Below are 14,630 nucleotides of genomic sequence, written 5' to 3' on the forward strand. Positions count from 1 at the left end.
GGGCCTTCCCGGGCACCCGGCCGACTGCCCGTCAGCCCCTCCCCCGCGTACGCTGGCGGCGATGAACGCCACCGATCGCACCCCCGCCGACCTGCTGCGTTCCGCGCTCGCCGCGGACCCGGCCCGCCCGCTCGTGACCTTCTACGACGACGCCACCGGCGAACGCGTGGAACTGTCCGTGGCGACCTTCGCCAATTGGGTGGCGAAGACCGCCAACCTGCTCCAGGGCGACCTCGCCGCCGGCCCCGGCGACCGTCTCGCGCTGCTGCTGCCCGCGCACTGGCAGACCGCCGTCTGGCTGCTCGCCTGCTCCTCCGTCGGCGTCGTCGCCGAGGTGGGCGGCGACCCGGCCGCGGCCGACCTGGTCGTCAGCGGCCCGGACGCGCTCGAGGAGGCGGCCGCCTGCTCCGGCGAGCGGATGGCGCTGGCGCTGCGCCCCCTGGGCGGCCGCTTCCCGCAGCCTCCGGCCGGCTTCGCGGACTACGCCGTCGAGGTGCCCTCCCAGGGCGACCGGTTCGCCCCCTTCGTCCCCGTGGACCCCGACGCCCCGGCGCTGGTCGTGGGCGGCCGGGAGCTGACGGGCGCGCAGGTGGTCGAGCAGGCGCGCACGGACGCCCTCCAGCACGGCCTGGGCGCGGGCTCGCGCATGCTCTCGGGGCTGCCGTACGACCACTGGGAGGGGCTGTCGGCCGGGCTCTTCGCACCGCTGGCCGCGGGCGGGTCAGTGGTGCTGTGCCGCCACCTCGACCGGCTCTCCGGCGGCGGCCTGGAGAAGCGGCGCGAGAGCGAGCGCGTCACCGTGACGGCCCTCTGACGCTGCCGCGGCGCGCGTCCCGGGCGATGATCGGCGAGTACGCCGGCACCCGCCGAGGAGGGACGCAGCGCAGCCGTGACCCACAGCCCTGGCCCGCCCCCGTGGCCGGACGACTTCTTCGCCCCGGAGCCGCCCGGCCCGCCACCCGTGCGCCGGCGCCGCTGGGCGCGCAGGCTGGCGCTGGGCCTGGCGCTGCTGGTGCTGGTGGTGGCGGGGATCGGCTGGGTGCTCTACGAGCGGCTCAACGACAACATCACCACCGACACCGAGACGGCGGAGGAGCTGCGCCGCTGGGAGAAGGAGCGCCCCAGCGCGCTGGTGGCGGGCGCCCAGAACATCCTGCTCATCGGCTCGGACACGCGCAGCGGCTCGGGCAACGGCCGCTACGGCGGGGACAGCGGCACCCAGCGCTCGGACACCACGATCCTGCTGCACGTGGCCGCCGACCGGAGCCGCGCGACCGCCGTGAGCCTGCCCCGCGACCTGATGGCGAAGATCCCCACCTGCCGCAGGCCGGACGGTACGTACACGCATGAGCGCTTCGCCCAGTTCAACTGGGCGTACGAGCTCGCGGGCACCGCCTGCACCATTCGCACCGTCGAGAACATCACGCAGATCCGGATCGACCATCACATCGTGCTGGACTTCAACGGGTTCAAGGGCCTGGTGGACGCGATCGACGGCGTGGAGGTGTGCCTGAAGCGGCCGGTGGACGACCGTGAGGCGCGGCTGAAGCTGCCCGCGGGCCGCCAGGTGCTGCACGGGGAGCAGGCGCTGGGCTACGTCCGGGCCCGCTACAGCCTCGGGGACGGCAGCGACACCGAGCGGATGGGGCGTCAGCAGCAGTTCCTGGGGGCCCTGGTGCGCGAGATGCAGAGCGACGGGGTGCTGCTCAACCCGGCGCGGCTCTACCCCGTGCTGGACGCCGCAACGCGGTCGATCACCACGGACTCCGGGCTGGACTCGATCAGGAAGATGTACGACCTGGTGCGGACCGTGCGGGGCATCCCCACCGAGCGGGTGCAGTTCCTGACGGCGCCGCGCCGGCCGTACCCGTTCAACAGCGCCCGCGACGAGCTCGTCCAGCCGGACGCGGACCAGCTCTTCCGCCAGCTGCGCCTGGACCGGCCGGTGGCCGTGAGCGCCCATGTGCGCCCGGCGGACGGCAAGCCGCGCTCGCGGCGGGAGCCGGTTCCGGGGCCGGATGAGCTCGAGGGCACGGAGGGGCCGGAGCAGTCCGTTGTGCCCGGTGTGCCGGAATCCGTGCCGCCGTCGCCGCCTTCGTCGCCGTCCGTGTCGCCCTCCCCGCTGCCCACGACGCCGCCGACGTACGAGGGCACCACCGCCGCCCGGGGGATCTGCGGCTGACACGTGCGAGGGCCCGCACGAAATCCTCAAGAAACCCGCCAAAAGGTACGATCATCACTCCGTACCGGTGTTCGCTCCGACGTTCGTCTCCGCGAAGGGATTGGGCAGATTGCCCAGTTGTAGGGGAGTGCAATTTGTCACGGGCGTCGCTTGACGCTGAACTGGGCGGATAGTGTGAGCGATCCGGTGCGCACGGCCGGGCTGACCGCGCACTGCAAGATGACATGATCGAGCGCCTCGGGGGGGTAGGCGCCGCGTGGCACCGACGGAGGATTCAAGCGACCGTGGACGCGCAAGGCCGTGGGCGAGCGGGCGATATCGACCCCGCCGACCAGTGGGTGTTCGACCCCAAAACCGGCAGCTACGAGCTGCGGCTGGACCATGCCGGGGAGCCGGTGACACCGGCTGGTGACACCCCTGCCGCAACACCCTCCCCCGCTCCCGGGAAGCGCGCCGCCGCATCGGCCGCGCCGAGGCCCAAGCCGAAGCCCAGGCCGGGCGGCGGCGGGGGCGGCGGCAGGTCCGTGCCCGGACAGCGGGGCGGCGGCGGTGGCCGCCGGGCGGCGGCCAAGGCCGCGGCGACGGGACGCCGTAAACCCAAGCCGAAGAAGTCGGGCAAGAAGAAGGCCCTGATGTGGACCGGCGGCACGGTGGGCGTGGTGCTCGTCGTCGCCACCGTGGGCGGCTACCTGCTCTACCAGCACCTGAACGACAACATCGACAAGGTCGACGTCGGCATCAACAACGGAGCCGTCACCAAGGGCCCGGTGAACATCCTGGTCATCGGCACCGACAAGCGCTCCGGCAAGGGCAACACCGGCTACGGCGACGCCGGCAGCGTCGGACACGCCGACACCACGCTGCTCTTCCACGTCTCCGAGGACCGTACGAACGCCACCGCGCTGTCCATCCCGCGCGACATGATCACCGACATCCCGGACTGCCCGACCAAGCAGAAGAACGGCTCCACCAAGACCATCCCCGGCTCCAAGGGCGTCCGCTTCAACGAGAGCCTGGGCCAGGAGGACCGCGACCCCGGCTGCACCTGGCGGACGGTGGAGCAGCTGACGAAGCTGAAGGTCACTCACTTCATGATGGCCGACTTCAACGCCGTCAAGCAGCTGTCCTCGGCCGTCGGCGGCGTCGAGGTCTGCGTGGCCAAGGACATCAACGACCCCGACTCGCACCTGAAGATGAGCAAGGGCCGGCACACCGTCGAGGGCGAGGACGCCCTCGCCTTCGTGCGCACGCGCCACTCGGTCGGCTTCGGCGGCGACCTCAGCCGGATCGAGCTGCAGCAGCAGTTCCTCAGCTCCATGATCCGGAAGATGAAGTCCGGTGACACCCTCACCAACCCCAAGAAGCTCTACCAGCTCAGCGATGCCGCGACGAACTCCCTCACGGTCGACACCGGCATAGGATCCATCAGCAAGCTGACCGCGCTGGCCAAGGAGCTGAGCAAGGTCAACACGAAGAACATCACCTTCGCCACGGTGCCCGTCGTCGACAACCCCGCCGAGGGCAAGAACCACAAGACCGTCGTCCTCGACAAGACGAAGGCCGAGCCGCTCTTCGCCATGGTCCGTCAGGACGTCTCCCTCACCGAGGTGAAGGAGAAGGAGGAGAAGGCCCAGGAGGAGGCGGACGCCAAGCAGGCGGCCCTGCTCAAGGGGCCGCGCGCCGCGCCCGCGACCGTACGCGTCAAGGTGCTCAACGGCAGCGGGCGGATGGGCGCCGCCGGGGAGACCGTCGCCTGGATGCAGAACTCCAAGGGCATGCCCCGCACCAGCAACGGCGGCAACGCCTCCGGCGGCAAGAAGGACAAAACGGTCCTGGAGTTCGCCCCCAACCAGGCCGACCAGGCCCGCCGTCTGGCCGACGAGATGGGCCTGCCCGTCGACGCCCTGAAGCAGGGCTCGAGCAACGCGGCGCCCACCGCGGAGATGACGCTGATCCTCGGCGCGGACTTCAAGGGCGCCGGAACCCCGGTCTCCGCCCCGAAGAAGGCCCCGGAGGGCATTCAGAAGGTCGAAGCGGACGACAAGAACATCTGCGCCAAGTGAACCCCCCTGCCGGGCTTTCGCATCTCATTACGCAGTAATACTCATCAGGTACGACACGCCTGCCCATCGGGCCGGACGCACCATTCAGGGGAGGCCCGATGCGGCAGAGCAGCGGCGTGCGGGAAGAGCAGGCCGCGCAGTCCGAGGGCGACGAGGTCGAGGGCGGCAAGCCCGGGGCCGAGGAGACCGGGGACACGAAGGACGCCGAGGGCTCCATAGCCGGCGGCCGGCGCCGGCGCATCGGGCGAATAGCCCGCTGGGCGGCGCTCGGCCTCGCCGTGCTCGTCCTCGGCGTCTCCGCCGCGGGGTACTTCTACTACGAACACCTCAACGGCAACATCAGGAAGAACAAGCTCAACCTCGGGGACAAGCAGCTCGACCGCAGCGCCGCCAACGCCGACGGCCAGCGTCCCCTGAACATCCTGCTGCTGGGCTCCGACAGCCGCAACAGCAAGGAGAACCAGGACCTCGGCGGCGCCCGCGACGACGCCGACCGGCCCCCGCTGGCCGATGTGCAGATGCTGGTGCACGTCTCGGCCGACCGCAGCAACATGTCGGTCATCAGCGTCCCCCGCGACACCCGGGTGACCATCCCCAAGTGCACCGACCCCGAGAGCGGCAAGGTCTACCGCGAGACCAGCCGTCAGATCATCAACACCAGCCTGGGCAACGGCGGCCCCGGCTGCACCGTGGCGACCTGGGAGGAGCTCACCGGCATCCCCGTCGACCACTTCATGATGATCGACTTCGCGGGCGTGGTGAGCATGGCCGACGCCGTCGGCGGCGTCCCGGTCTGCGTCGACAGCAACATCTACGACGACAAGTCCGGCCTGCGCCTGCTCAAGGGCACCCGCACGGTCAAGGGCGAGCAGGCCCTGCAGTGGCTGCGCACCCGGCACGGCTTCGAGGACGGCAGCGACATCGGCCGCACCCACGCCCAGCACATGTACATGAACGCGATGGTCCGTCAGCTGAAGTCCGGCACCAAGCTCTCCGACCCGGGCCAGCTCACCGACCTCGCCGAGGCCGCCACCAAGGCGCTCACGGTCGACAAGGACCTCGGCTCGGTCAAGAAGCTCTACAACCTCGCCGACGACATCAAGCGCGTGCCCTCCGGCCGGATCACCATGACGACCATGCCCTGGGTCTCCGACCCGCAGAACCCGGACGCGCACGTGATCCCCAAGCCCGGCGACGCGGACAAGCTCTTCTCCCTCGTCCGCAACGACATCGCGCTGGACGGCAAGGACCCCAGGAAGGACCCGAAGTCCCTGCCCTCCGCTCCCCCGGCCGCGCCGAAGAAGGACATCGCGGTCACCGTCTTCAACGGCACCGGCACCGTCGTGGAGCCGCCGGTCACCGGCCGTGGCTCCGACATCGCCGCGTTCCTGGTCAAGCAGGGCTTCGCCAAGGTCACCTCCGACTCCACGCCGCGCGCCCAGGCGGACACCACGCTCACGTACCCGAGGGCGACCCAGCGCGGTGACGCCCTGGCCGTGGCCAAGGCCCTGGGCCTGCCGGAGACGGCGGTGCGGCACTCCCCCGAGGTCCAGCAGATCACCCTGGTCATCGGCGGCGACTGGAAGGGCGGCACGTCCTACCCCAAGGAGAGCGAGGAGGGGACGGCAGCGGACCCGTCCGCCACGCCCTCCACGAAGGACGGCAAGGACGTCGGGGACGAGAAGTCCGGGCAGGACGGCAAGTCCGGCAAGGACGGCGAGAAGGGCGAGAAGGGCGAGAAGGGCGACGGCAAGGGCACGAAGAAGCCCGACGACAACAAGGCCCCCGAGAGCTCGGACCCCCTCAACGGCGACGACAGGTCGGCCTGCATGAAGGTCAACCCGCTCAACCGCTTCTGAGCCCGCCCGCACAACGGATCAGGGCTCGTGGCCGGTGCGGCCACGAGCCCTGATCGGCGTCGTACGTCGGTCAGCTCGCCCGGACGGCCGGGCGGCGGCTGGCGATGACCTTCTTCGCCAGCGAGCGGGGGCTGGTCAGGAAGCCGAAGCCCCACGACATGTGCATCGTGGCCAGCGCCACGGGGATGCGCACCCGCGCCGCGAGCGGCAGCCCCTTGCCGGCGGGCACCGAGCCCGCCGTGATGGCCGCGAGGTAGCCGGCGGGAACGACCAGGCCCCACGGGGTGACCGTGACGCCGGCCACCAGACCGGCCGCGATGGCGACCACAGCGGTGGGGGCGGCGAGGTAGCGCAGGTTGATCGAGCCCTGGTGGTAGCGGGCGACGACGTGCCGCCAGCGGCCGTAGTCCTTGTACTGCTTGGCCAGCGCCTTGACGTTCGGGCGCGGCCGGTAGGAGACCAGCAGCTCGGGCGAGAACCAGATCAGCCCGCCGGCCTCCCGGATGCGGAAGTTCAGCTCCCAGTCCTGGGCGCGGATGAACTCCTCGTTGTAACCGCCCTGCTGCTCCAGCGCCTCGCGGCGGAAGACGCCCAGGTACACGGTCTCGGCGGGGCCCGCCGCGCCGCCGGTGTGGAAGGCCGCGTTGCCCACGCCGACCTTGGACGTCATGGCCGCGGCGACGGCCCGCTCCCAGGAGTTCTCGCCCTCGGCGTGCATGATGCCGCCCACGTTCTGGGCACCGGTCTCCTCCAGCAGCCGCACCGCCGTCGCGATGTAGTTCGGCGAGAGCATTCCGTGACCGTCGACGCGTACCACGATCGGGTGACGTGATGCCTTGATCGCGGCGTTGAGCGCGGCAGGGGTGCGACCGGTGGGATTCGGCACGGTATGGACCCGGGAGTCCTCCCGGACGAGCTCCGCGGCGATCTCGTCCGTGCGGTCCGTGGACGGACCGAGGGCGATGACCACCTCCAGCTCACCGGCATACTCCTGCTCCAGGATGTGCCGCACGGAGGTGCGCAGATGCCGCTCTTCATTGAGCACCGGCATGATCACGGAAACGGCGGGCGGCTGCTGATCGTGCATGGTTCCTCGGGGGTACGGGGGTCGGGGTCACCCCGCGGCGGACGGCTGGTTCGTCGGTATCCCCGGCCACGTTACCGCCAATGGGGGACACGCTTCCGCCCCGCCCGGGTGGCGGAGCCGCCGACGACGGCGTGGGGCCGCAGGCAGTTCATCGTATGGGCCTACGGTGTTCCCGGTTCCTCCCCCGTCTGGGGCCCGATCGTCGCGGAGGTCTCGCAGTGACCGCACCGGCCCGCTCCCCCCGGCCCCGCCCGGCCCCGCGCCCCCGCCCCGCCCGCCGCCCCCGCTGGGGCATGCGGCTGGCCACGGGCGTCGCCGTGGTGGTGCTGGGCACGGGCGGCATCGGACACGCGGTGGTCTACGGCATCGAGGGCGGCATCGGCCGGGTGGACCCCTTCGAGGGCCTGTCGAACCGGCCGGGCAGCGGGCAGGGCATGAACGTCCTGCTCGTCGGCACGGACGGCCGGGACAGGATCACCAAGCGGGACCGCGAGCGCTACCACCTCGGCGGCGCCCCCTGTCACTGCACCGACACGATGATGCTGGTGCACCTGTCCGCCGACCGCGACCGGGCCACCGTGGTCGGGCTGCCCCGTGACACCTACACCGAGATCCCCGAGCAGCCCGACGGCAGGGGCGGCATCCGCGCCGCCCACCCGCTCAAGCTCAACGCCGCCTACGCCGAGGGCGGCCCCAGCCTGACCGTGCGCTCCGTCGAACGCCTGACCGGCGTGCACGTCGACCACTACATGGAGGTCGACTTCACCAGCTTCATGGAGACCGTCGACGCGGTGGGCGGGGTGCAGGTGTGCACCGTGCGGCCGCTCCGGGACGCCTACACCGGCCTGAACCTCCCGGCCGGCACCAGCACCCTCGACGGCGGCAAGGCCCTGCAGTACGTCCGCTCCCGGCACCTGGACGGGGCCGCGGACCTGGGCCGGATGCAGCGGCAGCAACGATTCCTCGCCTCGCTCATCCACAAGGTGGCCGACGGCGGGGTGCTGCTGAACCCGGTGAAGTTCCAGGAGGTTGCCTCGGCCGTGGTCGGCTCGGTCCGCGCCGACCGGGGCTTCGGCAGCGACGACCTCGTCCAGCTCGGCCGGGCGCTGCGGAACCTGACCCCGGCGTCCGCCGAGTTCACCTCCGTGCCGATCGCCACCGCGAACTTCCCCGTCCCCGGCCTCGGCTCGACCGTGAAGTGGGACGAGCCGGCCGCCGGCAAGCTCTTCCAGGCCCTGCGCGAGGACCGCCCGGTCAACACCGCGCCGCGCGCCCCGCACCGGGCGCAGGACGCCAAGCCGCCCGGCGGCCGCAACGGGCGGGCGAAGGCGGTGGACGTGGCGCCCGAGCAGGTCAGGGTGCAGGTCCTCAACGGCAGCGGCCGTGACGGCCTCGCCCGCTCGACCGACCTGGCGCTGCGCGCCACCGGCTTCGCCACCACCGGCACCCCCGCCGACGCCCCGCGCGTGGTGCGGCACACCGTGATCACCTACGACCCGCGCTGGGACCGCTCTGTCCGCTCGGTGGCGGCCGCGCTGCCGGGCGCCGAGCTGCGGCCCGTCGCCGGGCAGGGGCCGGTGATGAAGGTGGTCCTGGGGAAGGACTTCACCGAGGTGCGCCCGGTGCGCGCCGAGGCCCCGCCGCTGCAGGCCGGGGGCTCCCCGGTGGTCACCGGGGACCAGGTGGTCTGCCCGGAACAGGAGTGAGGGCGGGAGGAAGCGGAGGAAGCCGGGGGGGGGAAGGCGTCAGTCCTCGATGCCGTCGGCGGCCCGCTGCTCGCGCAGCGCCATGATCGCGCGACGCCGGGCGAGCCGGTGCGTACGCCGGATCTGCGCCTCCTGGTAGCGCCGGCGGTCGCGCTCGGTCTCCGGCAGCACCGGAGGGACGCGCCGGGGCTTGCCCTCGCCGTCGACGGCGGCGAAGACGAGGTAGGCGCTGCCGACCTGGACGGCGGGCGTGGACTCGTTCCAGCGCTCGGCCAGCACCCGCACGCCGATCTCCATCGAGGACCGCCCGGTCCAGTTGACCTGCGCCTTCACATGCACGAGGTCGCCGACGCGGACCGGCTCGAGGAAGGCCATCTCGTCCATCGATGCGGTGACCGCCGGGCCGCCGGAGTGCCGCCCGGCCACGGCGCCCGCCACATCGTCCACCAGCTTCATGATCACGCCGCCGTGCACGGTACCCAGCAGATTGGTGTCGCTGCCGGTCATGATGTGGGAGAGCGTCGTACGGGAAGCCGAGGTGGGCTTGCCGGATATGTCCGCCTCCGGGCTCCGGTCCTGATTGGTCATGCCCACCACTGTATGCGGGGGCCGGTGCGACGGTCGGGTTTGCATCAGCTCTGCAACAGCACCGCCACGGTCCCGTCCGCACCCTGCGGGTCTCCGGCCCCCAGAGGGCACACTCGGTGACATGAACGATTGGCCCGAAGGGCGGACCCCCGACCGCCGTGATCGGTACGGGCGCGGCAGCACCAGCGCCGAGCCGGAGAGCGCCCGCCCCATGCCGCACATCCGGCGCGACACCCCGCCGCCGCAGTACCGGCCGCCCCAGGGCTACGACTCCCCCGGCGCCCTGCGCAACGACGCCGGCGGCGACGGATACAGCACCGGACAGGTCTACGGGCGCGGAGGCGGCGCCTCCGGAGGCACGGGCGGACCCGCCGGCGGACGGGCCCCGCGCGCGGGCGCGGCCGACTGGCGCAAGCGCGCCAAGATCGGCGCGGTCGTCCTCGTCACCGCGCTGCTGGCCGTCGGCGGCGGCACCTACTTCTGGGCCGACGGAAAGCTGCGCCGCGAGGTCGACCTGGGTCAGGTCAAGGACCGCCCCAAGGCCGGCGAGGGCACGAACTACCTGATCGTCGGCTCCGACAGCCGCGAGGGCCTGTCGGACGAGGAGAAGAAGGACCTCCACACCGGGTCGGCCGAGGGCAAGCGCACCGACTCGATGATGATCCTGCACACCGGCGACAACGGCACGACGATGCTCAGCCTGCCGCGCGACTCGTACGTGACGATCCCCGCCTTCACCGGCAAGGAGTCCGGCAAGCGCTTCCCGGCCGCCACCCACAAGCTCAACCAGGCGTACGCGGACGGCGGCCCCGAGCTGCTGACGCAGACGATCGAGTACAACACCGGGCTGCGCATCGACCACTACGCCGAGATCGGCTTCGGCGGCTTCCGCAACCTCGTCGACGCGCTCGGCGGGGTGGAGATGTGCCTGGACAAGCCGCTGAAGGACCGGGACTCGGGCGCGGACTTCAAGGCGGGCTGCCAGGAGCTCAACGGCGCCCAGTCGCTGGCGTTCGTCCGCCAGCGCCACCAGGAGGCCGACCAGGACCTGGGCCGGATGCGCAACCAGCAGAAGTTCCTGAACACCCTCGCCAAGCAGGCCGCCTCGCCCGCCACGGTCCTCAATCCCTTCCGCCTCTACCCGGTCATCGGCTCCGGCCTCGACACGCTCATCGTCGACAAGGACATGGGGCTGTGGGACCTGATGGACATGTTCTGGGCGATGAAGGGCGTCACGGGCGGGGACGGTCAGCAGACGACCGTGCCGATCGCCAACCCCAACTTCCCCACGCGCACCGATGGCGTGGCCGTGAAGTGGGACATGACCAAGGCGAAGCAGCTCTTCGGCCAGCTGGAGAAGGACGAGAAGGTCACCGTCACCGGCGGGTGACGGTGACGGTGACCCGGGGGCGGCGCCGCGCGGGGCCGGCGGTCAGCCGGCCTCGGGCGACGGCCCGGTCGCGTTGATGAGGGCGAAGACCGCGCCCTGCGGGTCCTGCACGACGGCCATGCGGCCGGCCACCATGTCGAACGGCGGCTTGAGGACGTTGCCGCCGGCCTTGACCAGCGCGTCGACGGTGCTGTCGGTGTCGTCGACGGAGAAGTACGTCAGCCAGTGCGAGGGCGACCCGGGCGGGGACTTCTCGAGGTCCTGCATGCCGCCGACCACCCGGCCCCCGGCCTTGAGGGCGAAGTAGCCGGGGGCCTCCTCCATGGGGGCGGCCGTCACGCCCAGGGCCTCCGAGTAGAAGGCGGCGGCCGTGTTCGGGTCGGCGGTGTTCAGCTCGTTCCACACCACCGAACCCGGCTCGTTGACCACCTGCGAGCCGAGGAAGTCCTTGGCCTGCCAGATCCCGAACACCGCGCCCGTGGAGTCGGCCACGACGGCCATCCGCCCGAGCGTGAGCACGTCCATCGGGTCCATCAGCGACGTGCCGCCGTTGTTGTTGATCTTCTCCATGGCGTCGTCGGCGTCGCCGACGGCGAGGTAGGTGGTCCACGCGGGCGGCGGCTTGGAGCCGCCCTCCTGGGCCATCGACGTCATGATCCCGGCGACGGCCTTGCCGTTCAGGCTGCAGACCGCGTACCCGCCGGTCTCGGGCGGCCCGGGCTCGCCCTGCCAGCCGAAGAGGTCCCGGTAGAAGTCGAGCGCCTCCCGCTGGTCGGGGACCACCAGATCCACCCAGCAGGGCGTGCCGGGGGTGTAGGGCTTGGTTACCTCGGGCATGACGCGGGCCTCCCTGGCAGTGCGGACTTACCCCGACCACCTTCACCCGCCGTGTGGCGGCCCGCCACCGGAGACGGCGAACGGCCCCCGGCGGCGACTGCCGGGGGCCGTTTTCGCGTGTCCGCGCCGGGCGGGACCGCCCCGGAGGGAGGCCGCCCGGGAAACCGGCTACGGGAGGTTGCGGGCCATGACGATGCGCTGGACCTGGTTCGTGCCCTCGTAGATCTGCGTGATCTTGGCGTCGCGCATCATGCGCTCCACCGGGTAGTCACGGGTGTAGCCGTAGCCGCCGAGGAGCTGGACGGCGTCCGTGGTGACCTCCATCGCGACGTCCGACGCGAAACACTTGGCGGCGGCGCCCAGGTAGGTGAGGTCGGCGTCGAGGCGCTCCGAGGCGGCGGCGGCCTGGTAGGTCAGGGCGCGGGCCGCGGAGAGCTTCATGGCCATGTCGGCGAGCATGAACTGGACGCCCTGGAAGTCGCCGATCGGCTTGCCGAACTGCTTGCGCTCCTGGACGTAGCCCTTGGCGTAGTCCAGGGCGCCCTGGGCGATGCCCAGCGCCTGGGCGGCGATGGTGATGCGGGTGTGGTCCAGGGTCTTCATCGCGGTGGCGAAGCCCGTGCCCTCCGCGCCGATCATGCGGTCGGCGGGGATGCGGACGTTGTCGAGGTAGACCTCGCGGGTCGGCGAGCCCTTGATGCCGAGCTTCTTCTCCGGGGCGCCGAAGGAGACGCCCTCGTCGGACTTCTCGACGACGAAGGCGGAGATGCCCTTGGAGCGCTTCTCCGGGTCGGTGACGGCCATGACCGTGTAGAAGTCGCTGACGCCGGCGTTGGTGATCCAGCGCTTGACGCCGTTGAGGACCCAGAAGTCGCCGTCGCGGACGGCCCTGGTCTTCATGCCGGCCGCGTCGGAGCCCGCGTCGGGCTCGCTGAGGCAGTACGAGAACATCGAGTCGCCCTTGGCGAGCGGGCTCAGGTACTTCTTCTTCAGCTCCTCGGAGCCGGAGAGCACGACCGGCAGCGAGCCGAGCTTGTTGACCGCCGGGATCAGCGAGGAGGAGGCGCACACGCGGGCGACCTCCTCGATCACGATGACCGTGGCGAGCGCGTCCGCGCCGGCGCCGCCGAAGGCCTCCGGTACGTGCACGGCGTGCAGGTCGGCCGCGCGCAGCGCGTCCAGGGCCTCCTGCGGGAAGCGGCCCTCCTCGTCCACCTCGGCGGCGAACGGCGCGATCTTCGCCTCGGCGAGCGAGCGCACGACCTTTCGGAGCTCGTCGTGCTCCTCGGACGGCCGGTACAGGTCGAAGTCCTTGTTTCCCGCCAAGGCGTACTCCCCAGAGAGTTAACTACTGTTTAGTAACCATGATTCTAGGGTCGGTGCCCCGGCCGGGGATACGTGAGCTTGCCGACAACGGGTGATCACCCGGGATCCTTCCCGCGCGGGCCCCGACTATGCTCGGGCAACGCAATCCGGCCCGGCGGCCTTATAAAGGCAGAAGGTCCTCGAGCACCGCCGGCCACCCCGTCAGCACCTGGAGCACCGCATGGCCCTCAAGATCACCGTGATCGGCACCGGTTACCTCGGCGCCACCCACGCCGCGGCCATGGCCGAGCTCGGGTTCGAGGTGCTGGGCCTGGACGTGGTGCCCGAGAAGATCGAGACGCTCTCGCGCGGCGAGGTCCCGATGTACGAGCCGGGGCTGGAGGAGCTGCTGCGCAAGCACGTCGCCGGTCTCGAGGGCTCCACCGGACGGCTGCGCTTCACCACCTCCTGGGAGGAGGTCGGCGAGTTCGGCGACGTGCACTTCGTCTGTGTGAACACCCCGCAGAAGCACGGCGAGTACGCCTGCGACATGTCGTACGTCGAGAGCGCGTTCGCCTCCCTGGCCCCGCAGCTGCGCCGCCCGGCGCTGGTCGTCGGCAAGTCGACCGTCCCGGTGGGCAGCGCGGCGCGGCTCGCCGACCTGCTGAACCGGCTGGCCCCGGCGGGCGCGGACGTCGAGCTCGCCTGGAACCCGGAGTTCCTGCGGGAGGGCTTCGCCGTCCAGGACACCCTGCACCCCGACCGCATCGTCGTGGGCGTGGCCGGTGAGCGCGGCGAGAAGCTGCTGCGCGAGGTGTACGCCACGCCGGTCGGCGAGGGCTCCCCCTTCGTGGTGGCCGACTATCCGACGGCCGAGCTGGTCAAGACGGCCGCCAATTCCTTCCTCGCCACGAAGATCTCCTTCATCAACGCCATGGCCGAGGTCTGCGAGGCCGCCGACGGCGACGTGGTGAAGCTGGCCGAGGCCATCGGGCACGACGAGCGCATCGGCAAGAAGTTCCTGCGGGCCGGCATCGGCTTCGGCGGCGGCTGCCTGCCGAAGGACATCCGCGCCTTCATGGCCCGCGCCGGCGAGCTCGGGGCCGACCAGGCGCTGACGTTCCTGCGCGAGGTCGACTCCATCAACATGCGGCGGCGCAGCCACATGATCGAGCTGGCCCGCGAGAGCGTGGGCGGCAGCTTCCTCGGCCGGCGCGTGGCCGTGCTCGGTGCGACGTTCAAGCCGGACTCGGACGACGTCCGTGACTCCCCCGCGCTCAACGTCGCCGGCCAGATCCACCTGCAGGGCGGCCAGGTGACGGTGTACGACCCCAAGGGCATGGACAACGCCCGCCGTCTCTTCCCGACCCTGGCCTACGCGCCGAGCGCCCTGGAGGCGTGCCGCGGGGCGCAGGTGGTGCTGCACCTGACGGAGTGGGCGGAGTTCCGGGAGCTGGACCCGGCGCAGCTGGGCGAGGTCGTCGAGGCCCGCCGGGTGCTGGACGGCCGCAATGCCCTGGACGCCGCCGCCTGGCGGGAGGCCGGCTGGGTCTTCCGCGCGATGGGGCGCCCCCGGGCGTAGCCCCGCCTCCGCCGCGACGGCCGGGGCCGTC

The 14,630-nt window shown here is 71.6% G+C and carries 11 protein-coding genes; 7 read left to right on the forward strand and 4 right to left on the reverse strand.

Annotation, left to right across the window (positions count from 1 at the left end; genetic code table 11):
* Nucleotides 1–61 precede the first annotated feature (61 nt).
* From IE295_RS27400 to IE295_RS27415, 4 genes are all read left to right on the forward strand, one after another.
* Nucleotides 62–814 (forward strand): TIGR03089 family protein, encoded by a 753-nt coding sequence (locus IE295_RS27400; protein ID WP_190066449.1) that lies wholly within the window; start codon nucleotides 62–64, stop codon nucleotides 812–814.
* 75 nt (nucleotides 815–889) lie between these two features.
* Nucleotides 890–2,182 (forward strand): LCP family protein, encoded by a 1,293-nt coding sequence (locus IE295_RS27405; protein WP_224323386.1) that lies wholly within the window; start codon nucleotides 890–892, stop codon nucleotides 2,180–2,182.
* A gap of 284 nt (nucleotides 2,183–2,466) precedes the next feature.
* Nucleotides 2,467–4,245 (forward strand): LCP family protein, encoded by a 1,779-nt coding sequence (locus tag IE295_RS27410; RefSeq protein WP_190066450.1) that lies wholly within the window; start codon nucleotides 2,467–2,469, stop codon nucleotides 4,243–4,245.
* Nucleotides 4,246–4,343: 98 nt separating this feature from the next.
* On the forward strand, nucleotides 4,344–6,104 hold the full coding sequence (locus IE295_RS27415; RefSeq protein ID WP_190066451.1) for an LCP family protein: 1,761 nt from the start codon (nucleotides 4,344–4,346) through the stop codon (nucleotides 6,102–6,104).
* A 70-nt stretch (nucleotides 6,105–6,174) separates the two neighbouring features.
* On the opposite strand, the gene IE295_RS27420 is transcribed toward IE295_RS27415, so the two are convergent.
* Nucleotides 6,175–7,191: a glycosyltransferase family 2 protein gene (locus IE295_RS27420; protein ID WP_190066452.1), complete on the reverse strand. Its 1,017-nt coding sequence runs from the start codon at nucleotides 7,189–7,191 to the stop codon at nucleotides 6,175–6,177.
* Between the two features lie 218 nt (nucleotides 7,192–7,409).
* Between IE295_RS27420 and IE295_RS27425 the strand changes: the two genes are divergently transcribed.
* Nucleotides 7,410–8,897: an LCP family protein gene (locus tag IE295_RS27425; RefSeq protein WP_443732314.1), complete on the forward strand. Its 1,488-nt coding sequence runs from the start codon at nucleotides 7,410–7,412 to the stop codon at nucleotides 8,895–8,897.
* 39 nt (nucleotides 8,898–8,936) lie between these two features.
* Here IE295_RS27425 and IE295_RS27430 read toward each other — a convergent pair whose 3' ends face one another.
* Nucleotides 8,937–9,485: an acyl-CoA thioesterase gene (locus tag IE295_RS27430; RefSeq protein ID WP_190066453.1), complete on the reverse strand. Its 549-nt coding sequence runs from the start codon at nucleotides 9,483–9,485 to the stop codon at nucleotides 8,937–8,939.
* 121 nt (nucleotides 9,486–9,606) lie between these two features.
* Between IE295_RS27430 and IE295_RS27435 the strand changes: the two genes are divergently transcribed.
* The gene (locus tag IE295_RS27435) at nucleotides 9,607–10,875 is read left to right on the forward strand and encodes an LCP family protein (protein WP_190066454.1); all 1,269 of its coding nucleotides are present in this window, start codon (nucleotides 9,607–9,609) and stop codon (nucleotides 10,873–10,875) included.
* A 42-nt stretch (nucleotides 10,876–10,917) separates the two neighbouring features.
* Here the strand turns inward: IE295_RS27435 and IE295_RS27440 are convergent, their stop codons facing one another.
* The gene (locus IE295_RS27440) at nucleotides 10,918–11,712 is read right to left on the reverse strand and encodes a VOC family protein (RefSeq protein WP_190066455.1); all 795 of its coding nucleotides are present in this window, start codon (nucleotides 11,710–11,712) and stop codon (nucleotides 10,918–10,920) included.
* A gap of 168 nt (nucleotides 11,713–11,880) precedes the next feature.
* The gene (locus tag IE295_RS27445) at nucleotides 11,881–13,038 is read right to left on the reverse strand and encodes an acyl-CoA dehydrogenase family protein (protein ID WP_190066456.1); all 1,158 of its coding nucleotides are present in this window, start codon (nucleotides 13,036–13,038) and stop codon (nucleotides 11,881–11,883) included.
* A gap of 220 nt (nucleotides 13,039–13,258) precedes the next feature.
* Between IE295_RS27445 and IE295_RS27450 the strand changes: the two genes are divergently transcribed.
* Nucleotides 13,259–14,599 (forward strand): UDP-glucose dehydrogenase family protein, encoded by a 1,341-nt coding sequence (locus IE295_RS27450; protein ID WP_190066457.1) that lies wholly within the window; start codon nucleotides 13,259–13,261, stop codon nucleotides 14,597–14,599.
* Nucleotides 14,600–14,630: the final 31 nt, after the last annotated feature.

This window comes from Streptomyces griseocarneus (assembly GCF_014655595.1).
GTDB lineage: Bacteria > Actinomycetota > Actinomycetes > Streptomycetales > Streptomycetaceae > Streptomyces > Streptomyces griseocarneus.